Source organism: Achromobacter sp. Marseille-Q0513 (assembly GCF_018195695.1).
Classification (GTDB): Bacteria; Pseudomonadota; Gammaproteobacteria; order Burkholderiales; family Burkholderiaceae_B; genus Achromobacter.
In genome coordinates, this window is the sequence record NZ_JAGTJY010000103.1 from 1 (window position 1) to 21,934 (window position 21,934).

At 66.8% G+C, this 21,934-nt stretch carries 20 protein-coding genes; 14 read left to right on the forward strand and 6 right to left on the reverse strand.

The features are described 5' to 3' along the window. From KDH83_RS19280 to KDH83_RS19290, 3 genes are all read left to right on the forward strand, one after another. The coding region (locus KDH83_RS19280; protein WP_212318844.1) for a 2-C-methyl-D-erythritol 4-phosphate cytidylyltransferase at positions 1-319 on the forward strand (319 nt) is incomplete at its 5' end. Then, entirely contained in the window at positions 316-813 is a 498-nt protein-coding gene (ispF, locus tag KDH83_RS19285; protein WP_212318846.1) for a 2-C-methyl-D-erythritol 2,4-cyclodiphosphate synthase, read from the forward strand. The genes KDH83_RS19280 and ispF, both read left to right, overlap by 4 nt. Positions 814-950: 137 nt before the next feature. Further along, positions 951-3,080 carry a DUF4344 domain-containing metallopeptidase gene (locus KDH83_RS19290; protein WP_212318848.1) on the forward strand — a complete coding sequence of 710 codons (2,130 nt, stop codon included), beginning with the start codon at positions 951-953 and terminating at the stop codon, positions 3,078-3,080. A gap of 100 nt (positions 3,081-3,180) precedes the next feature. Here KDH83_RS19290 and KDH83_RS19295 read toward each other — a convergent pair whose 3' ends face one another. Then, a complete protein-coding gene (locus tag KDH83_RS19295; RefSeq protein ID WP_212318873.1) occupies positions 3,181-3,912 on the reverse strand; it encodes a GntR family transcriptional regulator in 732 nt (243 codons plus the stop codon). A gap of 393 nt (positions 3,913-4,305) precedes the next feature. On the opposite strand from KDH83_RS19295, the gene KDH83_RS19300 reads away from it, so the two are divergent. The 6 genes from KDH83_RS19300 to KDH83_RS19325 all read left to right on the forward strand — a co-directional run bounded on the left by KDH83_RS19300 (position 4,306) and on the right by KDH83_RS19325 (position 9,425). Then, a complete protein-coding gene (locus KDH83_RS19300) occupies positions 4,306-4,980 on the forward strand; it encodes an amino acid ABC transporter permease (RefSeq protein WP_212318850.1) in 675 nt (224 codons plus the stop codon). A gap of 3 nt (positions 4,981-4,983) precedes the next feature. Beyond that, on the forward strand, positions 4,984-5,718 hold the full coding sequence (locus KDH83_RS19305; protein WP_212318851.1) for an amino acid ABC transporter permease: 735 nt from the start codon (positions 4,984-4,986) through the stop codon (positions 5,716-5,718). 50 nt (positions 5,719-5,768) lie between these two features. Next, positions 5,769-6,497, forward strand: coding sequence for an amino acid ABC transporter ATP-binding protein (locus KDH83_RS19310; RefSeq protein ID WP_212318875.1), 729 nt, complete (start codon positions 5,769-5,771; stop codon positions 6,495-6,497). Positions 6,498-6,519: 22 nt separating this feature from the next. Further along, a complete protein-coding gene (lhpI, locus tag KDH83_RS19315) occupies positions 6,520-7,470 on the forward strand; it encodes a bifunctional Delta(1)-pyrroline-2-carboxylate/Delta(1)-piperideine-2-carboxylate reductase (RefSeq protein WP_212318853.1) in 951 nt (316 codons plus the stop codon). A 33-nt stretch (positions 7,471-7,503) separates the two neighbouring features. Then, positions 7,504-8,511 carry a trans-3-hydroxy-L-proline dehydratase gene (lhpH, locus tag KDH83_RS19320; protein WP_212318855.1) on the forward strand — a complete coding sequence of 336 codons (1,008 nt, stop codon included), beginning with the start codon at positions 7,504-7,506 and terminating at the stop codon, positions 8,509-8,511. Positions 8,512-8,597: 86 nt separating this feature from the next. Beyond that, positions 8,598-9,425, forward strand: a complete 828-nt coding sequence (locus tag KDH83_RS19325) for an ABC transporter substrate-binding protein (RefSeq protein WP_212318857.1) — start codon at positions 8,598-8,600, stop codon at positions 9,423-9,425. Between the two features lie 57 nt (positions 9,426-9,482). Here KDH83_RS19325 and KDH83_RS19330 read toward each other — a convergent pair whose 3' ends face one another. From KDH83_RS19330 to ompR, 4 genes are all read right to left on the reverse strand, one after another. After that, on the reverse strand, positions 9,483-10,001 hold the full coding sequence (locus KDH83_RS19330; RefSeq protein ID WP_212318859.1) for a carboxymuconolactone decarboxylase family protein: 519 nt from the start codon (positions 9,999-10,001) through the stop codon (positions 9,483-9,485). A 75-nt stretch (positions 10,002-10,076) separates the two neighbouring features. Beyond that, positions 10,077-10,625 carry a peroxiredoxin gene (locus KDH83_RS19335; RefSeq protein ID WP_006389231.1) on the reverse strand — a complete coding sequence of 183 codons (549 nt, stop codon included), beginning with the start codon at positions 10,623-10,625 and terminating at the stop codon, positions 10,077-10,079. A gap of 58 nt (positions 10,626-10,683) precedes the next feature. After that, positions 10,684-12,078 (reverse strand): ATP-binding protein, encoded by a 1,395-nt coding sequence (locus tag KDH83_RS19340; protein ID WP_212318861.1) that lies wholly within the window; start codon positions 12,076-12,078, stop codon positions 10,684-10,686. Positions 12,079-12,112: 34 nt separating this feature from the next. Continuing rightward, on the reverse strand, positions 12,113-12,847 hold the full coding sequence (gene ompR, locus KDH83_RS19345) for a two-component system response regulator OmpR (protein ID WP_003813882.1): 735 nt from the start codon (positions 12,845-12,847) through the stop codon (positions 12,113-12,115). Positions 12,848-12,977: 130 nt separating this feature from the next. Between ompR and tsaB the strand changes: the two genes are divergently transcribed. Together tsaB and KDH83_RS19355 are read left to right on the forward strand one after the other, a co-directional pair. After that, complete coding sequence (gene tsaB / locus KDH83_RS19350) at positions 12,978-14,210, forward strand: tRNA (adenosine(37)-N6)-threonylcarbamoyltransferase complex dimerization subunit type 1 TsaB (protein WP_212318863.1); 1,233 nt, start codon at positions 12,978-12,980, stop codon at positions 14,208-14,210. Between the two features lie 32 nt (positions 14,211-14,242). Next, entirely contained in the window at positions 14,243-15,172 is a 930-nt protein-coding gene (locus KDH83_RS19355) for a uracil-DNA glycosylase (protein ID WP_212318877.1), read from the forward strand. 313 nt (positions 15,173-15,485) lie between these two features. Here KDH83_RS19355 and lplT read toward each other — a convergent pair whose 3' ends face one another. Then, positions 15,486-16,793 (reverse strand): lysophospholipid transporter LplT, encoded by a 1,308-nt coding sequence (gene lplT, locus KDH83_RS19360; protein ID WP_212318865.1) that lies wholly within the window; start codon positions 16,791-16,793, stop codon positions 15,486-15,488. Positions 16,794-17,103: 310 nt separating this feature from the next. Here lplT and smc point away from each other — a divergent pair, with 310 nt between their 5' ends. The 3 genes from smc to KDH83_RS19375 all read left to right on the forward strand — a co-directional run. Further along, positions 17,104-20,634 (forward strand): chromosome segregation protein SMC, encoded by a 3,531-nt coding sequence (smc, locus tag KDH83_RS19365; RefSeq protein WP_212318867.1) that lies wholly within the window; start codon positions 17,104-17,106, stop codon positions 20,632-20,634. Between the two features lie 45 nt (positions 20,635-20,679). Further along, the gene (locus KDH83_RS19370; RefSeq protein ID WP_212318869.1) at positions 20,680-21,741 is read left to right on the forward strand and encodes a cell division protein ZipA C-terminal FtsZ-binding domain-containing protein; all 1,062 of its coding nucleotides are present in this window, start codon (positions 20,680-20,682) and stop codon (positions 21,739-21,741) included. Further along, positions 21,741-21,934, forward strand: a 194-nt coding sequence (locus KDH83_RS19375; RefSeq protein ID WP_212318871.1) for a hypothetical protein, incomplete at its 3' end; no start/stop codon positions are given. The genes KDH83_RS19370 and KDH83_RS19375, both read left to right, overlap by 1 nt.

Here is a 21,934-nt window from a genome sequence, read left to right on the forward strand (position 1 = left end):
GCTGATCGACGCCTGCCTGGAAGATCCGGTGGGCGGCCTGCTGGCCCTGCCGGTGGCGGACACGGTCAAGGGCGGCCATGAACGCGTCGAGCGCACGCTGGACCGCAACGGCCTGTGGCTGGCCCAGACGCCGCAGATGTTCCGCGCCGGCGCGCTGCGCGACGCTCTGACGGCGGCGGCGGTGGCGGGCGTGGCGGTGACCGACGAGGCGTCGGCCATCGAGGCCGCGGGCTATGCGCCCAGGCTGGTGCCGGGTTCCCTGCGCAACTTCAAGGTGACCTGGCCGGACGATTTCGAACTGATGGAAAAATGGTTATGAGCATTCCTTTCCGCGTCGGCCAGGGCTTCGACGTGCACGCGCTGGTCGAAGGCCGGCCCCTCATCATCGGCGGCGTGACGATCCCGCACACGCACGGCCTGCTGGGGCATTCCGACGCCGACGTGCTGCTGCACGCCGTGACCGACGCGCTGCTGGGCGCGGCCGGGCTGGGCGACATCGGCCGCCACTTTCCCGACACCGATCCGGCCTTCAAGGGCGCCGACAGCCGCAAGCTGCTGCGCGAGGCCATGGCGCGCGTGCGCCAGGCCGGCTGGGCGCCGGTGAACATCGACGCCACCGTGCACGCGCAGGCGCCGAAGATCGGCCCGCACGCCGCCGCCATGGCGGCGAACATCGCGGCCGATACCGGCCTGGCCGTCACCGAGGTCAACATCAAGGCCAAGACCAACGAGGGACTGGGCTATCTGGGCCGCAAGGAAGGCATCGCGGCGACGGTCGTGGCGCTGCTGGCGCACGTCGATTCCCAGGCGTAGCGGCACACGCGACAAACGACATCTGCCGCAGTTCCCGCGCGTCGTTTGTTTTGATACATCTTTAACAAATGAATAAGCGGGCCGCATCAATCTGGAATATTCTGCGCTACTCAAATTTGACTACTTAGAGACTCCGGATGCGTCTACGCGGCATCGCTCTGCTTTCCATCGTGGGCGCTTTCAGCACGCCCGCCCTTGCCCAATACCAGCAGCAGCTCGGCCCGCTGGCCGGCGCGGTCCAGCAGCAGATGCTGCAAGGCTGGACCGCTGGCGTGGAGGATGGCTGGTTCACACTGCGCAACACTTCGACGCCGGGCAGCGAACAGACGCTGTACATGAACGTCGGGCCTGCGCCGGAGTCTGGCCGAGTGACCGACGTGAATGTGGTGGTCAATTCGCCGAATCCCAAGGCTTCGATCGGCGTGGTGCTGAACAACCGCGCCAACAAGAGCCTGTGCCTGCTTGAACTGACGGCCGACAAGAACACGCTCCTGTTCTGCCTGCAGGGTGACAAGCGCCGCGATATCGCCTCGGTGCCGAATGTCGCCAAGCTGGATGGCTCCGACCGCATCCGCGTGGTCGAATTGCCCGGCGCGGCGCGCTTCATCGTCAACGGCCAGAAGATCGGTGACGTCAGGGACGAACCCGCGACCGGTTCGCAGATCGGCATCATGGCCTATGACGTCGGCACCTTCGGCATTGCCGACTTCGCCGTCACGGCGGGCGAGGCCGATGCCAAGCCGGCGCCGGCCGCGGGCGGCCTGCCCGCGCGCGGTGGTGGCGGCGGGAGTGGCGGCAGCGGTGGCGGCGCGGCGGGCAACCCGCCCAGGCAGCAAGGCGGCGCCGATTCGCCCTTGCGGGGCGAGGGCCCGTATCCGCGCTTCGGCGGTGACAACATGCGCATCGTGTCGGTGTACGTCGGCATCATGCGCAGCATCTTCCTGCACGAATTCGGCCACGCGCTGATCGGCGAACTGGAGCTGCCCTCGACCGGCGCCGAAGAGGACGCGGTCGACATCTACGCAGCGCTGAAGATCGTCGAGCCGACCATGTACCCGTCGGACAACCAGGACGTGAACACCATGGTCAAGGAGGGCGCGATCTACGCCGCCTTGCAGTGGTATTACAGCGGCAAGCTGGCCGAGAACCGCGGCGCGTCGTCCGGTTCGGCCTGGCAGGACGAGCACACGGGCGACCTGAAGCGCTTCCGCAACATGCTGTGCATCATGTACGGCGGCAACCCCGGCGTGTTCGAGTCCGTGACCAAGAGCGTCGGCCTGGAGGATCGCACCAAGGCGCGTTGCGCGGACGAGTTCAACAAGCAGAACCGCGCCTGGCACAAGATCCTGGCGCCGCATACCCGCGTGGGCACCTGGTCGCCCGAGGGCCTGCAGCCGGCCAACGCGCCCGGCGCGCCCGTGAACGTGGTGTTCGAGCCGTCGCGTCGCAAGATCGGCAACCTGTTCGCAGAGACGCTGGCCCAGCCGATCGGCGACAACATCAAGCTGCTGGGCCAGACCTATGTGCTGCCGCGGCCGGTGAACGTGGTCTTCAAGGACTGCGGCAAGCTGAACGCCTGGTACAGCCCGCGCGAAGGCTCGATCACGATGTGCTACGAGCTGATCGAGAACATCGCGGTGATGATTTCCGACATCGAGATGGGCACCGTCAACGGCGAGGTCGTGCCCAACAAGGGTGGCTCGGCGCCGGGCGCGCCGCAGCGGCAGCCGGGTCAAGGCCAAGGTCAAGGACAGGGCCAGGGTCAAGGCCAGGGACAGGGACAGGGACAGGGACAGCCGCCGGGTTCCATCGATGAACTCAAGGACATGGGCGTGCCGCCCACGACCATGCTGTTCACGGCGCCCTACAAGGGGCCGACGCCCAACAAGATCTATCGCGCGCAGATCATCACCACCGGGGATCTGGTGTCGCTGTTGAAGAAGGACAAGAACCTCATCCTCGTCGACACCAGCGGCTTGAAGGACACGCTGCCCATCGGCTATTCGCTGCCCGACGCCGGTTCGGACGGCAGCGTGACGGACGGCCTGCAAGCCGATCTGGATGCCTGGCTGATGAAGAAGACCGGCGGCAAGCGCGACCAGCCCATCGTGTTCCTGGGCGCGGGCATGAATGACCGCTCGTCCTACAACGCGGCGCTGCGCGCCGGCACGCTGGGCTGGACCGTCTACTGGTATCGCGGCGGCGTCGAGACCTGGGTGGCCTACGGCCTGCCGACCACCTCGACCATGCCGCCGAAGACGCAGTGATCTTCCGCCGGCGCCGAAGGGCGCGGGTACAAGGGAAAACCGCCTGCATCGTGCAGGCGGTTTTTTTTCGCTGGTCCGCTTGCTGATTCGTCCGCCGGGTTCATTCGCGCGTGGCGATGTCCTTGCGCACCCGCTTCAGATGGCCCTGGACGTAGAAGGCGGCCGCGTCCTCGTCGCCGCAACTGATCGCTTCATAGATCAGACGGTGTTCCGCGACATAGAGCTGAATCCGATCCTCGTCGTAGATGCCGTCATCGCGCAGCCGCTGCCATAGCGGCTGGCTCATGCTGCCGGCGATCTCGTCGGCGATTTTCATGATCAGCGCGTCTTGCGTCATTACGGCCAGCTGCCGGTGAAAGAGCCGGTCGCATTCGCTCCACAACACTTGTTGCGCGGGATCGGCGATGTTCCGGACCGCGGCCATTTCGCGCAGATAGCGCTCCGCCTGTTCATCGCGCTGGCCTCGCCGGGCGGCCAGGCGCGCAATCGCCGGCTCGATGAGCAGGCGCACTTCCAGCGTGCTGCCAGGGCTGAAATCCGCGTGCGCGGTCGCGGCCGGCTGTGCCGGGGAGGCCGGCGCCAGGCCTTCGCGGACATAGGTGCCCGATCCCTGGCGCGTCACCACCCGGCCTTCGTTCTGCAGAGCGCCGATCGCTTCGCGCACGGCGGGCCGACTGACGTTCATGCGCTGGGCAAGCTCGCGCTCCGACGGCAGCCGGGCGCCGGGCGCGTAGGCGCCCGCGGCAATGCCGGCCCGGATCTGGTCGGCGACCTGCTCATAGATCTGCTTGGGGCGAAACACGAAGGGTACGGCTGGCCGGTACGTTTTCATGACCACGGTTTCCTGGCTGGTGATGAACGGGGCCAGTTTAGTCACGCATGACGGGCAGCAGGCCTTGCCGCGGCGCGATTCCGTCGAAGTTGTCTCGGACTGGTCCTGGAAAAGCGCGATATCGGCGATCTAGGCAGATTTTGGTCATCGCTTGGGGTAAGTTTCGCGGAAGTTCTCCAAAACTGGATCGAAAAATGGCCACTGCGCCAGCCTGTGTCGACCTGGGCGGGAAACAAGAGCGGGAAGGGCGGAAAGCTGTTCCAGACCAGACCAATTTGCCGCATGAACGGCAGGGGGAGACCACGATGCGCAAGCAAGCATCACAGCCGTGGCGCACGAAACCGGGCCTGGCGCAGGCCGCCGGTCCGCAACGCAACCTGGGGCCGATCCGACATGCCGCTCATCAATGACTACGGCGCATTCCTGCTGAGCGGCCTGGCGGTGACGCTGGCCCTGGCCGCCGTGAGCGGGGTCTTGGCGTTCTGCCTGGGCCTCGGGCTTGTGCTGCTGCGCATGACGCGGATCAGGATCCTGCAGGGGCTGGTCGCGGCCTTCGTCGAGTTCCAGCGCAATGTGCCGCCGCTGGTGCATATCTTCCTGTGGTACTTCGGCGTCAGCAGCGCGCTGCCGCAAGCATTGCAGGACCTGGCCAATGCCAACCACGGCGAATTCTGGTTTGCCTGCCTGGCCATCGGCCTGTATTACGCCGCCTACGTCGCCGAGCACATCCGCAGCGGCATGCGCAGCATTTCCGGCGGTCAGATGGAGGCCGCCCGTGCGCTGGGCCTGAGTCATGCGGGCGCCATGCGGCGGGTGATGCTGCCGCAGGCGCTGCGGGCGTCGATTCCGCCGCTGACCAGCGAAGCGGTGATGCTGGTCAAGACGACAGGGCTGGCGATGGTGCTGGGAGTGATGGAGCTGACCTACGCCGTCAAGGACGTGGCAAGCAAGAGCTTCAGGACGTTCGAGTCCTATGGCATCGGCACGGCGCTTTATGTCGCGGTCGCGCTCGTTCTGCTCTACACGGGCAGCCGACTGGGCCGCCGCCTTCGGATCAAGGGGCGCTGAGCCATGCTCGATATCGTCAGCGAATATTGGCTGCTGTTTCTCGTCGGCACCTATCCCAACGGGCCGCTGGGCGGCATCGCCGCCACGCTGCTGTTGTCGCTGATCGGCGTTGGCCTGGCGTTTCCGTTCAGCGTGCTGCTGGCGCTTGCCCAGCTCAGCCCGTATCGCGGCATCCGGCTGCCCGCCACGGTGATGCGCTACCTGGTGCGCAGCATTCCACTGGTCATGCTGATCTTCGGCGCGTATTTCATCGTGCCGATGATCCTGGGGCGCCCCGTGGCCGGATTCACGACCATGGCGGTGACGCTGGTCATTTTCGAATCGGTCTACCTGGCTGAAATCGTCCGCGCCGGCATCGAGTCCATTCCGCGCGGCCAGATGGAAGCGGCCTGCGCGCTGGGCATGGGCTACTGGACGCGCATGCGCAGGATCGTCCTGCCGCAGGCGATCGCCAACATGCTGCCCAGCATGGTCGGCCAGTTCGTGACCACGATCAAGGACACCTCGCTGGGCTATGTGATCGGCGTGCAAGAGATCACCTATGCCGCGAATCAGGTGAACAACAGCGTGCTGACGCAGCCGCTGGCCGTGTTCCTGGTGCTGTCCCTGGCCTATTTCATCATTTGCTTCGCGCTGACCCAGACCGTGCGCGCGCTGGAGGCCAGGGGCGTGCGCCGAGACGTCCGCAGCCCGGCCGACGCATCGTCCGGCCCCTTGTCCAACGCCGTATCGAGCTGACCATGACGTCCATGCCTGTTTCGCCCGCTGTTCCCGGTTCCGCGCCCGCGATGATCGCGCTCGATGGCGTCCATAAATGGTATGGCGAGTACCACGCGTTGGTGGATGTCACCGCTGATGTCCGCAGCGGCCAGGTGGTCGTGCTTTGCGGACCCTCCGGGTCGGGGAAGTCAACCTTGATCCGCACGCTGAACCGGCTGGAGCAGATCGACGCCGGTTCGATCCGCGTCAACGGCCAGGACGTGCAGGCAGCCGGCATCGACATCGATCGGATGCGCAGCCATATCGGTTTCGTGTTCCAGCAGTTCAACCTGTTTCCGCATCTGTCGGTCTTGCAGAACGTGGCTTGCGGTCCGCTGTGGGTGAATCGGGCGTGCCGCGAGCAGGCGTACCAGTTGGCGTCGGAACTGCTGGCCAAGGTCGGTTTAGGCCAGAAGGAGCGTGCCTATCCAAACCAGCTGTCCGGCGGCCAGCAGCAGCGCGTGGCGATTGCCCGGGCCCTGGCAATGAAGCCGCCCGTGATGCTGTTCGACGAGCCGACCAGCGCGCTGGATCCGGAAATGGTGGGTGAAGTGCTGGCCGTCATGAAAGCCCTGGCCGCCGAAGGCATGACCATGGTCTGCGTGACCCATGAAATGAAATTCGCTCGCGAAGTGTCCGATCGGGTCTGGTTCATGGATCGCGGTTCGCTGCTGGAGCAGGCGGATCCGGAGCCGTTCTTCGAGCGCCCTTCGCATCCCCGCGCGCAAGCCTTTCTTTCGGATATCCGCCGTGCTTGAAGCGGCCCCATCAGGAGTCTTCATGTCTACCCATGCTTGCGCCTTGGCCGAACCGGCCGCCGCGGTCCAGTTCGCGATTTGCGACCGGGCTCGCACCGCTTCGCTGCTTGATTTCCATGCCCTGGTCGACGCGCTGGCCACGGCCGTGCTGGAACTGGAGGCCGGCCTGATCGTCAGTCCCGAGCGGCTGATGGTGCCGTTGGGGGAGGGCGGCGTCTTGCTCAGCATGCCGGCCGCCGCCGCGGACATCGGCATACACAAGCTGGCGAATGTGCAGCCTGCCAATGCAGCCGCGGGACTGCCGACCATACACGGCGCCGTGACCGTTTGCGATGCGGCAACGGGCCGGCCGCTATGCCTGCTGGACGGGCCCGAAGTGACCGGCCGCAGGACGGCGGCCCTCTCCCTGCTCGCGATCCGCGCCTTGTCGGGCAAGGCGCCTGAGAGCGCGCTGCTGGTCGGCACCGGCGAGCAGGCGCGTCATCACCTGCATGCCCTGCGGGCGCTGCATCCCGGATGCCGCATCCGGGTGCGCGGACTGGATGCGGCCGCCAGCGCGGCGTTCTGCGAGGCGCAGGGCCTGGATCAGGCGGCATCCTGCGCTGGCAAGGTGCCCGGCGACGTGGACGTGGTGATCACTCTGACCACCAGCGCCATGCCTGTGTACGACGAACCGGCCGTCCCCGGCCGGTTGGTCATCGGCGTGGGGGCTTTCAAACCGGAAATGGCCGAACTCGGAAAGACGACGCTGGATGGCAGCGATGTTTATGCGGACGACCTGCCCGGCGCCCGTCTGGAGGCGGGCGACCTGCTGCGGGCGGGCGTCGATTGGGGCCGGGTGCGGCCGCTGGCGGCGGCGCTGCGCGTTGCGCCTGACCGGACTCGGCCCGCGGTGTTCAAGAGCGTCGGCACTGCGGCCTGGGATCTGGCCGCAGCCCGACTCGCGGTCAGGGCGCTCAAGGCCGGACGCTGAGCCGGCGCATTTTTCAAGACAGGGAAGACATTCATGCACATCACCAGAACCATCAGCACGGTCGAGGCGCATGCGGGCGGCGAACCGTTCCGTATCGTCACGTCCGGCTTGCCGCGCTTGCCGGGGGCGTCCATCGTCCAGCGCCGCGCCTGGCTCAGGAATCATGCCGATGAGATCCGGCAGGCCCTGATGTTCGAGCCGCGCGGCCATGCCGACATGTATGGTGGCTACCTGACGCCGCCCGTCTCGCCGGACGCGGATTTCGGCATCATCTTCCTGCACAACGAAGGCTACAGCGACCATTGCGGCCACGGCGTGATCGCGCTGGCGACCGCGGCCGTCGAGTTGGGGTGGGTGCAGCGCGCGATTCCCGAAACACGCGTGGGCCTGGACGCGCCCTGCGGTTTCATCGAGGCCCACGTCGAATGGGACGGCTCGCATGCGGGCGGCGTGCGCTTCATCAACGTGCCGTCGTTCATCTACCGTCGCGATGTCTCGGTTCAGACGCCCACGTTCGGCACGGTGAGCGGAGATATCGCCTACGGCGGCGCGTTCTATTTCTATGTCGATGGACGGCCCCACGGCCTGTCCATCCGCGAGTCCTCGATCGAGGCGCTCAAGCGTTTCGGCGCCGAAGTGAAAGAAGCCGCCAATCGGGCGTTTCCCGTTGCGCATCCGGATATTCCGGAAATCAATCATATCTACGGAACCATCATCGACGGAGATCCGCGTCACTCCGGTTCGACGCAGGCGAACTGCTGCGTCTTCGCCGACCGGGAGGTCGACCGTTCTCCCACGGGTTCCGGGACCGCCGGGCGCGCGGCGCAGCTCTATCTGCGTGGTCGGTTGCGCAGGGAGGACACCCTGGTCAATGAATCCGTCATCGGCACCACGTTCAGCGCGAAGGTGATACGCGAAACCCTGGTAGCTGATATGCCGGCCGTCATTCCCGAAGTCTCGGGCACGGCCCACATCCACGGGTTCGCCACCTGGGTGCTGGACGAGCGCGATCCGCTCAGGCACGGCTTTCTTGTCCGATAGCCGCGGGCGCGTCTGTTGCATCGTCGAGCAATTTTTGTCCTTTCGTCTTTCAGATTTCGTTCTTCAACTCTTACGTGGAGCGTTTCATGAACAAGATACTCAGGCGCGCAATCGCCCTGTCGGGCCTCCTGGTCGCGCTGGCGCATGTCCAGGCGCAGGCGGATCAATTGGCCGACATCCAGGCGCACGGCACCTTGACATGTGGCGTGCTGGATACGTTCGAGCCATTCAGCTACATCGATTCGGCAAACCGGATCCTGGTCGGCTACGACGTGGATGTGTGCGAGGCTGTTGCCAGGCGATTGAATGTCAGGGCGGAGATCCGGCCCGTGTCCATCGAGGCGCGGATTCCGGAACTGCAGCGGGGCCGCATGGACCTGCTGGCCGCGGGCCTGGCATACACCGCGCAACGCGCGGCACAGGTGGATTTCTCGGATATCTATTACGTCAGCGAGAATGTGCTGGCGGTCAAGGCCAGCCGGGGTTACGCCTCCCGGCCGGATTTGTCTGGAAAGCGCATCAGCTACGTGAAGGGCGGTATCGCCGAGAACTATCTCAATGAGGTCCTGCCGACGGCGAGCGTGGTGGGATTCGAGGATACTCCCACGGCCTTTACGGCGTTGGTGCAGGGCAAGGTCGATGCCGTGAGCACGTCGGAAGAGGTGCTGCGCAAATTGATCAGCAAATTGGGGCCGTCCGCGTCGCAATTCGCCGTGCTGCATCCTGCCGTCGGGCGCGAATACTGGGGGTTGGGCGTACGCAAGAACGAGGCAGGCCTGCTGGCCGCCGTCAACGGCGCCTTGCAGGCGATGGAAGCGTCCGGCGAGATCCAGGCCATCTTCGACAAATGGCTGGGCATGGAAACGCTCTATCAGATGAAGCGTCCCTACACGGTTGAACCGATCCCGCGTTGAACGAAAACGAGCGCGGGATTGCCGCGCTCGTTCCTGTTGCTGCGGGGCCGCTCAGGCTTACTTGCCCTGGGCGGTCAGCGCCAGCGCGGCGGCGTTCACGACGGCGGCGATGCGGCCGGCGTCGCGCACCTGTTCGGTCGACAGGCCTTCGTTCTTCACGATTTCATAGTGCGACTGGACGCAGAAGTGGCACTTGCCGACGATGGAGGCCACCAGCGCGAACAGCTCGAAGCGCTTTTTCTCGACGCCGCCGTGCGTGGCATAGGCGTTCATGCGCAGTTGCGGCGGCAGGCTCTTGAGTTGCGGATCGTTGGCCATCTCCACGTAGGGATACCAGATGTTGTTCATGCCCATCAGCGCGGCGGCGGACAGCGCGGCATTGGCGTCCGTCTCGGACAGGCCGCTCTTGAAGGCTTCGACCAGGAACGGGCTGCGCGCGGCATAGGCGGCGGCCAGCGCCGCACCCAGGGCGTCTTCGGCCGGCAGGGTCGAGCGGGAGATCACGGCGTCCAGATTCAGGCGGATGTCCTTGGCCCAATCCGGCAGCTGTTCTTTGATGGTGGAGAGGAATTCCATAGTTTTTACCTATAATCTAGCGCAGTTAAAGCCCGGCAGGAGCTTGCGCATGCAAACCCCTGGCCGGGCTGGAAATTACAGCGTGGCGCCGCCAACCGTACGGTTGCACGGGCACAGCTCGTCGGTTTGCAGACCGTCGAGCAGACGCAGAACTTCTTCCGGGTTACGGCCGACGTTCAGGTTGTTCACCGAAACGTGCTGGATCGTGTTGTCCGGATCGACGATGAAGGTGGCGCGCAGGGCAACGCCAGCACCCTTTTCACGCACGCCCAGCTGGTCGATCAGGGCGCCGGTGGTGTCGCCGAACTGGTAGTGACCCAGCTTGTTCAGGTCCGGGTGCTCACGGCGCCAGGCCAGCTTGACGAATTCGTTGTCGCTCGAACCGCCCAGCAGGACGGCGTCGCGGTCTTCGAAATCCTTGGCCAGCTTGTTGAAGCCGACGATTTCGGTCGGGCACACGAACGTGAAGTCCTTCGGGTAGAAGTAAATCACCTTCCACTTGCCGGGGAAGGAGCTTTCGGTGATGTCTTCGAACGCGGACACGCCGTTTTCTTCATGCTGGTTGAAGCCGGGCTTGACGCCGGTAACCTTGAAGGGCTCGAGTTTGTCGCCAACAGTTTTCATGTTTACTCCTAGTGTTGTCGGTGGAATGAAGCCTGTGCCTCAAACCACTAATTCTACGCTATTGATTTTCACTGTCTAATTGATAATTCCTAAATTTGGCTTTGGGCAGCTCTATCCGCGCGGTCAAACCGCCCCCCTCGCGGGGGAGCATGCGCAGGGATCCGCCCACATGCTTGAGCAGCCGCTCGACAATGGCCAAACCCAGGCCGGCGCCACTGACGCCGGTGCGCGCGGCTTCGCCGCGCGAGAAGGGACGTAGCAGGCGCTCCACGTCCTCGGGCGCAATGCCCGGTCCGCGGTCGCATACCTCGATGGCGATGATGCCGCCCTCAGCTTGCAGTGTCATGACCAGATGCGCCATGCCGTCTTCGGAACGGCCGTAGCGACGGGCGTTCTCGATCAGGTTGCTGACGATGCGCTTGAGGTCCAGCGCGGTGATGCGCGCGCGCAGGCCGGGCTCCAGCGAGGCGTCCAGCTCGCCGCCCAGCGAGGCGGTATGGCTGCGCTCGCGCTCGTAGAGTTCGGCCAGCACGGCGGAAATGTCCGTCGCCAACTGGGGCAGGGTGCCCGCGGGGCGGGCGTATTCCATGAGCTGGCCGATGCTGTGGTCGATCTGGCCCAGGTCTTCGTCGATGGCCTGGCGCGCGTCTTCCGACACGCCGCTCAGCTCGATCTCCAGGCGCATGCGCGCCAGCGGCGTGCGCAGGTCGTGGGAAATCCCTGCCAGCATCAGCTCCCGGTCGGCCTCGGCCTGCCGCAGATCCTTGGCCATGCGGTTGAACGAGGCGTTCAGGTCACGGATTTCGAGCGGCCCCTGCTCGGGCAGCGGCGCAGGGTTCTCGCCGCGCGACAGCACCTGGGCCGCGCGCGCCAGCCGCGACAGCGGCCGGTTCACGAAGCCCACGCTGACGGCCGCGCCTACCAGCGACAGCAGCAATGCGGTCGCGCCCCAGCCCAGCCATTCGATGCCGCCGGTCAGCCCGATCTGCTCGCGCTCGAACACCAGCCAGTACAGCTCTTTCTCGATCTGGAAGCTGACCCAGAAGCCCGGCACCTGGTTCACGCCCCAGGCGATCTGGGTCTCGGGACCGAAGCGCGTGCGGATATGCTGCGCCACGCGCTGCCAGTAGTCGTCGTCGGGCAGGGCCTCGGCGTAGTCGGTCACCTCGCGCGGATAGACCTGGATGCCTTCATTGGTGGCCAGGTCGAGCAGGAGCTTGCTGCGTTCGCCGTCGTGGGAGTAGATCAGCGCGGTGCGCGTGATATTGACGGCCGTGATCACCCGCTGCGCCATCTGGTTGGCGCGCGGGCCCAGCTCCATGCTGAAGAAGACTTGTAGCCACGCACCCAGGCTGACGAGCATCAGCGCGGCGAGCAACAGGAACGTGCGGCCGAATAGTCCCAGCCGCAGACGCGAGGTCAGGTTCCTGAAGGTTTTGCGCAAGCGGGGCACGAGGCTGCGCTCCTGCCCGGGGCGGGCTTGTCGATCAACTGCCACCGTCCGGAACGAACACGTATCCCAGGCCCCAGACGGTCTGGATGAATACGGGCTTGGACGGGTTCGGTTCGATCAGCTTGCGCAGGCGGGAAATCTGCACGTCCAGGCTGCGGTCGAAGGCTTCGTACTCGCGGCCGCGTGCCAGTTCCATCAGCTTGTCGCGCGACAGCGGAATCTTGGGATGGCGCGCGAACACCTTCAGCACGGAGAATTCGCCCGTGGTGATGGGCACCTGTTCCCCGTTGCGCGTCAGCGTGCGGGTGGACAGGTTCAGCACGTAGGGGCCGAAGGCGATGGATTCGTTTTCCTGGCTGGGGGCGCCGGGATGTTCCTCGGTGCCGCGGCGGCGCAGGATCGCGTTGATCCGGGCCAGCAGCTCGCGAGGATTGAACGGCTTGGACAGGTAGTCGTCCGCGCCCATCTCCAGGCCGACGATGCGGTCGATTTCTTCCGCCTTGGCCGTCAGCATGATGATGGGTGTGTTGTCATGGCCACCGCGCAGCCGGCGGCAGATGGACAGGCCATCCTCGCCGGGCAGCATCAGATCCAGCACGAGCAGGTCGAAATGCTCGCGTTGCCAGAGTTTGCCCATCTCTTTGGCGTCTTCGGCGACGAAGACGTTGAATCCCTGCTCGGACAAGTACCGGCGCAGCAGATCGCGCAAGCGCGGATCGTCGTCGACGACGAGGATTTTGCGGGTGGGGGTGGTGTTTTGAGTGTTCATGGCCGGAAATGTAACAGTGACAAGAACCAGCGGCTAGAGGGCGTTCACAAGATATTACACATTGCGAGCCCTGGTTGAAATCCCCCTTCTCGACGGGTCAAAGCCGTCTAATTTCGTACAATCTGCACCTATGGAACTAAACCTGCTGGCTCTGGAAACCTCGTCGTCGCGCTGCGGCGTAGCCCTGTTGCGCGCGGCCGACGGCCGGCTGGACATCACCGTTCGCGAGCACGAGGGATCCCAGGAGCACGCCGAACGGCTGCTGCCCATGGCCGGCGAACTGCTGGCCGAGGCAGGACTGGCCCCCGACGCGCTGGCCGCCGTGGCGTTCGGCCAGGGGCCGGGCGGTTTCACCGGCTTGCGGGTGGCCTGCGGCGTGGCCCAGGGCATGGCCCTGGGACTGGATATTCCCGTGCTGCCCGTGGTTTCGCACCTGGCGGTGGCCGCGCAGGCGGGAGCCGCGCCGGGCCAGGCCGTGCTGGTGGCGCTGGACGCCCGCATGAATGAAGTCTATCTGGCCGTCTACCGACGGGCAGGAACGGAAGGCGACGAGCAGGCTTCCTGGGAAACGCTCCAGGAACCCATGCTGATCGCCGCCGCCGAAGTCGTGCCCTGGGCGCAGCATCATCAATCCGGCTGGCGCCTGGATGCGCCGCTGTTGATCGCGGGTGATGCCTGGGACGCTTATGCGGCCGACATGGCGCCGGCGCCCGCCTGGCGACGGGTCGACGCGCTGCGTCCGGAAGCCGCCAGCGTGGCGCGGCTGGCGCGCCAGGACTGGCTGCGCGGCCAGTCCGTACCGGCCGAACTGGCCGCGCCACTCTATGTAAGAGACAAGGTCGCCTTCACCACCGCAGAGCGCATGCGCGGCGAAGGCGGCAACCCCAAGGCGCGCCCGGCCATCCCGGCGACGCCGCAGCCGCTGACCGATGCCGATCTGGACGAGGTGGTCGCGCTGGAAGCCAATGTGCAGTCCTTCCCCTGGACGCGCGGCAACTTTTCCGATGCGCTGGCGGCCGGCTATGGCGCCTGGACCTTGCGTCAGGACGGCAAGCTGGCGGGTTTCTGTATCCTGATGTTCGCGCCGGATGTGGCCCATCTGCTGGTCATCGCCGTGGCCAGGAACCTGCATCGGCAGGGGCTGGGCGGCGAGCTGATGCTCTGGTGCGAACAGCGCGCGCGCGAGCGCGGCCTGGAGGGCGTGCTGCTCGAAGTGCGGCCGTCCAACGTCTCGGCCATCGCTTTCTATAAGAAGCACGGTTATCTGCAGATCGGCGTGCGCCGCGGCTATTACCCGGCGGACAAGGGCGGACGCGAGGACGCCCTGGTCATGCAAAAGCGTTTCGACGCGAGCGGAGCCTGAGCATGAACGCCGTCCGGTCGCCCGAAGACATCATGTCCGCCATCCCGCCGGCTGGCGTCGCCGCGCCGCGCGTGAATCCGTTGCAGCGCATCTGGCTGCGCGAGATCGGCATGGAGAAGCTGTGGCTCAAGCCCGCGCCTGCTGTCCGCCAGGCCGATGCGCAAGTTATTGATTTGAAAAAGGAAGCGTCCGTCCGTCCGGCTCAGGTCGAACGTCCGGACCCGGCCTCGCCGGTCGCGCTGCCCGTTGCAGCGGCGCCGCAGGCGCAGGCCGCGCCCGGGCCGGACGCGCCGGCGCGCGTCGCCCCGGCCGTGCGCAGCGGCCCGCCGCCCAGGCCGGTCGCCAAGCAAGAGCCGGAAGTCGCCGAGGCGCCGGTCATTCCCGTCGCCGAGCGCGTGCGCAACGCCACCCTGGACGAGCTGCGCGAGCAGGTCGTGTCCTGCACCGCCTGCGGCCTGTGCCAGGGACGCCGCCACGCGGTCTTCGGCCATGGCGGCCAGCCGGCGTGCTGGCTGGTGGTGGGCGAGGCGCCGGGCGAACAGGAAGACCGCCAGGGCCAGCCCTTCGTCGGCCGTTCGGGCCAGTTGCTCGACGCCATGCTGTCGGCCGTGGGCATGAGCCGCGAGCGCGACGTGTTCATCGCCAACGTGATCAAGTGCCGCCCGCCGGGCAACCGCAACCCCAAGCCTGAGGAAATCGCTGCCTGCAGCCCCTACCTGATGCGCCAGATCGAGCTGCTCAAGCCCGAGCGCATCCTGGTGCTGGGCCGTTTCGCCGCCCAGACGCTGCTGGGCACCGAGGCCACCATCGGCAGCCTGCGGGGCCGCGTGCATCAGCTCAAGACCGACGCCGGCCCGCAGATCCCCGTGATCGTCAGCTACCACCCCGCCTACCTGCTGCGCAGCCCGGTGGAAAAGTCCCGCGCCTGGCAAGACCTGAAACTGGCCGCCAGCCTGAACTGACGCGCGCATCCGCGCGCCGTCTGATTTCAGCGATTAAGTGTGAGCGCACGGCGCGCCGCCAGCATGCGCGCCGAATGGGCGCTGCCGCGTTGAAGCGCCAGAGCTGGCCAGCATGCTTGAGACGGGCCGCCCGAGAGACACGCACGACCATCCGACAGTGCCACCTCAATCGAGGCCGCGCGGAGCCGGCTTTGCCGGTCCGCAGCGGCGCCCTTGAGGGGGAAGCGCGTAGCGCTTCTAGGGTGGGATTATCCTTCCGGTCCGCAGCGGCGCCCCCTTGAGGGGGAAGCGCCAAAGGCGCTTCGGGGGTGGGTTACTCCCCCAGCGCCCGGCCGTGACCTTCCTGGCCGATCTGCTCCTGCAGCTCCGGATTGGCCTGCAGGTTGCGCTTGCACCAGCGCATGAAGACCACCATCAGCACGGCGACCACGGTGCCGAACATCACGATGATGAGGTTGATCGGCAGTTGCAGCCACAGCAGCAGCGTGTACATGGCGACCATGAGCAGGATGTTGAGCTGCTCGTTGAAGTTCTGCACCGCGATGGAATGGCCGGCGGACAGCAGCACGTGGCCGCGGTGCTGCAGCAGGGCGTTCATGGGCACGACGAAGAAGCCGGCCAGGCCGCCGGTGACCAGCAGCAGCAGGTAGACGCTCCAGGGGGCATAGACCAGCGGCATCAGCAGCACCACCAGGCCCATGGCCGCGCCCACCGGCAGCACCGACAGCGCGCGGCGCAGCGGAATGCGGCCGGCCAGGATTGAGCCCACCACGGTGCCCAGCGCCGCCACGCCCATCAGGATCGAGGCCTTGTCGAGCTGGTAGCCCAGGTGGCTGCGACCCCATTCGATGACGATCAGCTGCAGCGTGGCGCCGGCGCCCCAGAACAGGGTCGTGACGGCCAGCGAGATCTGGCCGAGCTTGTCGCGCCACAGCACGCAGACATAGCCCCAGAAGGTGCCCATGAGCCTGATCGGGTTCTTCTGCTGAGGCGGGTAGCGCACGTGCGTCTGCGGAATCATCAGGTTGCACAGGGCCGCCAGCAGGTAGACGAAGGCGATCACCAGGATGGCTGCCTCGGCTGGCGAATGCACCAGCTTGCCGATGAAGGAATGGTGCAGCAAGGCGTTGGACACGTGCGACGAGATCAGCAGGCCGCCCAACACGGTGCCCAGGATGATGGACAGCACCGTCAGGCCCTCGATCCAGCTGTTGCCCTTGACCAGCATGGACGGCGGCAGCATTTCGGTGACGATGCCGTACTTGGCCGGCGAGTAGGCGGCGGCGCCGATGCCGACCACGCCATAGGCCGCGCACACCAGATACGTCTGATATTCCGGGGCGATGCCCAGGCTGGCGTACGAGAACATCAGCAGACAGCCGGCGACCTTCAGGGCATTGGTGCTGAACATCACCCGGCCCTTGGGGAAGGAGTCGGCGAAGGCGCCGACGAAGGCGGCCAGCACCACGTAGGCCAGGGCGAAGGTCCATTTCATCATGGGCGCCAGCCAGTCTGGCCCGTGCAGTTCCTGTATCAGGGCGATCGCCGCGATGAACAGCGCGTTGTCCGCCAATGATGAGAAGGCCTGCGCGGCCATGACCAGATAGAAACCACGTTTCAAGAATGTCCCCGATGCCTGGCCCGAGCCGGCCAGCCTGCTGGTTGAATAGTGTGCCGTTCCAAAAAGTGTCAGGGAGTATAGCCGGTGGCACAGTCCCGCCCGGCTCGGCGTTTGCCCGTGGTTTGACCGGATCGGGATGGCGCGCGCGTCACGCCTCTTGACGCTTGTTCACGTTCGGGGACAGACCGCCTGCGGTATCATACGGGCCATATGCGCGCCGGCCCTCCTGGGGCCGGTTTGCAATCTGCGCGGCAGGTCCCGGTCTGTTAACGCCTTTCGTTCAACCCACCACCCGGTCCGTCATCGTACTGTGCGTCTTACTCAGCTAAAACTCGCCGGCTTCAAGTCCTTCGTCGATCCCACCGTGATCCCCGTGCCCAGCCAACTGGTGGGCGTGGTGGGCCCCAACGGTTGCGGCAAGTCGAACATCATCGACGCCGTGCGCTGGGTGCTGGGCGAGGCCAAGGCCTCTGAGCTGCGTGGCGAGTCCATGCAGGACGTCATCTTCAACGGCTCGGGCAACCGAAAGCCGGCCGCGCGCGCCTCGGTGGAAATGGTGTTCGACAACAGCGAAGGGCGCGCCGCCGGCCAGTGGAGCACCTACGCCGAGATCGCGGTGCGCCGGGTGCTGACCCGCGACGGCACCAGCAGCTATTTCGTCAACAACCAGCAGGTCCGTCGCCGCGACATCCACGACATCTTCCTGGGCACCGGCCTGGGCGCCCGCGGCTACGCCATCATCGGCCAGGGCATGATCAACCGCCTGATCGAGGCGCGCCCAGAAGAACTGCGGGTGTTCCTGGAAGAGGCCGCCGGCGTATCGCGCTACAAAGAGCGCCGCCGCGAAACCGAGAACCGCCTGTCCGATACGCGCGAGAACCTGACCCGGGTCGAGGACATCCTGCGCGAGCTGAACAGCCAGCTCGAAAAGCTGGAGGCGCAGGCCGAAGTCGCCACGCGCTATCGCGAGCTGCAGGCCGACGGCGAAAAGAAGCAGCATTCGCTGTGGTTCCTGAAGGAAACCGGCGCGCGCGAAGAACGCGCCCGCAAGGCCCAGGAAATGCAGCAGGCGCAGAACGAGCTGGAAGCCGCCATCGCCGGCCTGCGCGCCGGCGAGGCCGAGCTGGAATCGCGCCGCCAGGCGCACTACGCCGCCAGCGACGCCGTCCACTCCGCCCAGGGCCAGCTCTACGAAGCCAATGCCCAGGTCAGCCGCCTGGAGGCCGAGATCCGCCATGTGGTGGATTCGCGCAACCGCCTGCAGGCGCGCCGCGAGCAATTGCAGCAGCAGATCGCCGAGTGGAACACCCAGCGCGAGCACTGCACCGAACAGATCGCCCAGGCCGAGGATGACCTGGCCACCGGCGCGGCCCGCACCGAAGAGGCGCGCGCCGCCGCCGAGGACGCCCACGCGTCGCTGCCCGACGTCGAGCAGCGCGTGCGCGAAGCCGCCGGCGGCCGCGACGAGATGCGCGCCGCCCTGGCGCGCGTCGAGCAGAACCTGGCCCTGGTGGCGCAGTCGCAGCGCGACGCCGACCGCCAGATGCAGGCGCTGGAACAGCGCCGCGAACGTCTGCAGCAGGAATTGCGCGAACTGCACAGCCCGGATCCGGCGCGCCTGGAACAGCTGGCTGGCGACCGCGCCGCGGGCGAGGACCAGCTCGAAGAGGCCCAGGGCCAACTGGCCGAGCTGGAAGCCCGCGTGCCCGAGGCCGACGCCGAGCGCAGCCGCGCCCAGGGCGATGCCCAGACCGAAGTGCAGAGCCTGGCGCGCCTGGAGGCCCGCCTGTCCGCCCTGGTCAAGCTGCAGGAAGACGTGCAGAAGCAGGGCGCGCTGGAACCCTGGCTGGCCAAGCACGAGCTGGCCGGCCTGCAGCGTCTGTGGCAGAAACTGCATATCGAGCCGGGCTGGGAAACCGCGCTGGAATCGGCCATGCGCGAGCGCATGGCCTCGATGGAAGTGCGCAGCCTGGATTGGGCCCGCGCCTTCGCCGAAGACGCGCCGCCCGCCCGCCTGGCCTTCTACCAATTGCCGGTCGCGGCCCCCGCGCCGGCCGCGCCCGCCGGGCTGACGCCGCTGGCCAGCCTGCTGCGCATCACCGATCCCGACCTGCGCACGCTGCTCAACGAGTGGCTGGCGGGCGTCTATACCGCGCCTGACCTGGCCCAGGCCCTGGCCATGCGCGCCACGCTGCCCGCCGGCGCCGCCTGCGTGGTCAAGGCCGGCCATCTGGTCGACGCGCACAGCGTGCGCTTCTACGCGCCCGACTCCGAGCAGGCCGGCCTCCTGGCCCGCCAGCAGGAGATCGAGAACCTGCAGCGCGAAATCAAGGCGCAGCAGCTGATCGCCGACCAGACCCGCGCCGCCGTGGCCCGCGCCGAGGTCGCCTGGCAGCAGGTGTCCCAGTCGATCGCGCCGGCGCGTCAGCGCGTGGCCGAGGTCACGCGCCGCGTGCACGACATCCAGCTCGAGCATTCGCGTCTGCAACAGCAGGCCGAGCAGTCCGGCGAGCGCGCCTCGCGCCTGCGCCAGGACCTGGAGGAAATCGCGGCCAACGAGGAAGACCTGCGCGCCACGCGCGAGGAAGCCGAGGCCCGCTTCGAATCGCTGGACGAGGAACTGGCCGAGCATCAGTCGCGTTTCGCCGACGCCGAGATCGAAGGCGAGACCCTGGCCGCCCAGGCCGAGGCCGCCCGCGCCAAGCTGCGCGAGCTGGAGCGCGCCGCTCAGGAGGCGGAATTCGCCGAGCGCGGCGTCCAGGTCCGCATCACCGACCTGCAGCGCAACCGCCAGCTGGCCGCCGATCAAAGCCAGCGCGCCAATGTCGAGCTCGAACAGCTCCAGGCCGACCTGACCGAGCTGGACGCCTCGGCCTCGCAGGCAGGCCTGCAGGATGCGCTGGAACTGCGCGCCGAGCGCGAGGACGCGCTGTCGCGCGCGCGCCAGGAAATGGACAATCTGGCGGCCCTGCTGCGCGGCGCCGACGAGGACCGCCTGACGCAGGAACGCCTGCTGGAGCCGCGCCGCGCCCGCATCACCGAACTGCAACTGCAGGAACAGGCCGCCCGCCTGGCCGAGGAACAATTCACCGAGCAGCTCAACGCCCGCGAGGTCGACCGCGAGGCGCTGGCCCAGGAACTGGCCAACCAGCCCGACGAATGGCGCCGCGCCAGCTGGCTGCAATCTGAGGTCTCGCGCATCTCGCGCCAGATCGAGTCGCTGGGCTCGGTCAACCTGGCCGCGCTGGACGAGCTGAACAGCTCGCGCGAACGCAAGGGTTTCCTCGACTCGCAACACCAGGACCTGATGACCGCCATCGAGACCCTGGAAGACGCGATCCGCAAGATCGACCGCGAGACCCGCGAGCTGCTGCAAGAGACCTTCAATACCGTCAACGGCCATTTCGGCGAGCTGTTCCCCAAGCTCTTCGGCGGCGGCGAGGCCAAGCTCACCATGACCGGCGAGGAAATCCTCGACGCCGGCGTGCAGGTGATGGCGCAGCCCCCGGGCAAGCGCAACAGCACCATCCACCTGCTGTCGGGCGGCGAAAAGGCGCTGACGGCGACGGCGCTGGTGTTCGCGCTGTTCAAGCTCAACCCCGCGCCGTTCTGCCTGCTGGACGAGGTGGACGCGCCGCTGGACGACGCCAACACCGAGCGCTACGCCAACCTGGTCAGCAACATGAGCGAGCAGACGCAGTTCCTGTTCATCTCGCACAACAAGATCGCAATGCAGATGGCCAAGCAATTGGTCGGCGTGACCATGCAAGAGCAGGGGGTTTCGCGTATTGTTGCGGTAGATATAGATTCGGCCGTGCAAATGGCCTCCGAAGCGGCATAAACCCAATATTCAGAAGGGCGCCGGCTGACGGCGCGGGATTTACACATGAGTGATTTGCAGATCGGGCTGATTGCCCTGGGCGTCTTGCTGATACTGCTGGTGCTGGGCTTCAACTGGTGGCAGGACCGCCGGGTCCGGCGCAAGATGCAAAGCCATTTCCCGACCAGCGAGCAGGATCCCCTGCTGGGCGCCGGGGCGGCTCCGGCCGCCGGCGTGCCGCGTCGCGAGCCGGGCATGGGCGGCGATGCGCCGCGCGCGCATCCCGAGCAGCCCGTGCCGGTGGACGCTGGCAGCGACGCCGACGATGCCGAGGAACCGGATCCCGCCTGCGAAGTCGTCATCGAAATCCATTTCGCCGAGCCGGCCCGTGGCGCCGATGTGCTGCCCTACCTGCAAAGCCTGCGCCATGTCGGCCGCAAGCCGATGCGCGTGTTCGCCACCACCGACCAGGGCCGCCATCGCGCCCGCATCCACGCCGGCGAGAGCTATGCCGCGATGTCGCTGGCCGTGCTGCTGGCCAACCGCAGCGGTCCGCTGACCGCCATTGAATGGTCGCAGGCCTGGGCGCGCGCCCAGGACCTGGCCGAGCGTTTCGAAGCCACCATCGAGGGGCCGGACCAGCAAGCCGTGCTGGAGCAGGCCGCCCGCCTGGACGACACTTGCGCCGCGCTGGACACCCAGGTCGGCCTGACGCTGCTGCTGGGCGGCGCGCAACCCGCCGCCGAAGTGCTGAACGTGGCCCGCGATACCGGTTTCGTCGCCGACGGCAGCCGCCTGGCCTGGCCGTCGGACAACGGCGTGGCCCATTTCACGCTGTCGCGCGCCGACGGCGCCGCATTCGACGCCGGCATGGGCGGCATCGAACGCCTGTATCTGCTGCTGGACGTGCCTTGCAGCCCGGCCGACAGCCGCGCCTTCGGCCGCATGGTCGAGGTCGGCCGCGAGCTGGCCGCGCGCCTGCGCGCCGAACTGGTCGATGACCAGGGCAAGCCGCTGGCCGATGGCTCCGAAACCGTGATCGACGAGCGCCTGCAGGTGCTGTTCGGCCAGCTGGAGCAGGCTGGCCTGCCCGCCGGCAGCGCGCGCGCGCAACGGGTCTTTGCATAATGAGCAGCCCCTCTGGCGGTGAAACCGCGGCCCAGGCCGCGGCGCGCCTGCGCGCCGAAATCGAGCAGCACAACGTCCGGTATTACGTCTACGACGATCCCTCCATCTCGGACGCGGCATACGATGACCTGATGCGGGAGCTGCAGGCCCTGGAGGCCGCGCATCCCGAGCTGGTCACGCCCGAGTCGCCGAC

Bases quoted from the DNA above. Each gene is read 5' to 3' on its own strand.
- KDH83_RS19335 (WP_006389231.1), bottom strand. From the start codon at position 10,625: ATGAAAACTGTTGGCGACAAACTCGAGCCCTTCAAGGTTACCGGCGTC.
- KDH83_RS19300 (WP_212318850.1), top strand. From the start codon at position 4,306: ATGCCGCTCATCAATGACTACGGCGCATTCCTGCTGAGCGGCCTGGCG.
- KDH83_RS19305 (WP_212318851.1), top strand. From the start codon at position 4,984: ATGCTCGATATCGTCAGCGAATATTGGCTGCTGTTTCTCGTCGGCACC.
- lhpH (WP_212318855.1), top strand. From the start codon at position 7,504: ATGCACATCACCAGAACCATCAGCACGGTCGAGGCGCATGCGGGCGGC.
- KDH83_RS19310 (WP_212318875.1), top strand. From the start codon at position 5,769: ATGATCGCGCTCGATGGCGTCCATAAATGGTATGGCGAGTACCACGCG.
- KDH83_RS19370 (WP_212318869.1), top strand. From the start codon at position 20,680: ATGAGTGATTTGCAGATCGGGCTGATTGCCCTGGGCGTCTTGCTGATA.
- tsaB (WP_212318863.1), top strand. From the start codon at position 12,978: ATGGAACTAAACCTGCTGGCTCTGGAAACCTCGTCGTCGCGCTGCGGC.
- ompR (WP_003813882.1), bottom strand. From the start codon at position 12,847: ATGAACACTCAAAACACCACCCCCACCCGCAAAATCCTCGTCGTCGAC.
- KDH83_RS19330 (WP_212318859.1), bottom strand. From the start codon at position 10,001: ATGGAATTCCTCTCCACCATCAAAGAACAGCTGCCGGATTGGGCCAAG.
- KDH83_RS19355 (WP_212318877.1), top strand. From the start codon at position 14,243: ATGTCCGCCATCCCGCCGGCTGGCGTCGCCGCGCCGCGCGTGAATCCG.
- lhpI (WP_212318853.1), top strand. From the start codon at position 6,520: ATGTCTACCCATGCTTGCGCCTTGGCCGAACCGGCCGCCGCGGTCCAG.
- KDH83_RS19325 (WP_212318857.1), top strand. From the start codon at position 8,598: ATGAACAAGATACTCAGGCGCGCAATCGCCCTGTCGGGCCTCCTGGTC.
- KDH83_RS19290 (WP_212318848.1), top strand. From the start codon at position 951: ATGCGTCTACGCGGCATCGCTCTGCTTTCCATCGTGGGCGCTTTCAGC.
- KDH83_RS19295 (WP_212318873.1), bottom strand. From the start codon at position 3,912: ATGAAAACGTACCGGCCAGCCGTACCCTTCGTGTTTCGCCCCAAGCAG.
- ispF (WP_212318846.1), top strand. From the start codon at position 316: ATGAGCATTCCTTTCCGCGTCGGCCAGGGCTTCGACGTGCACGCGCTG.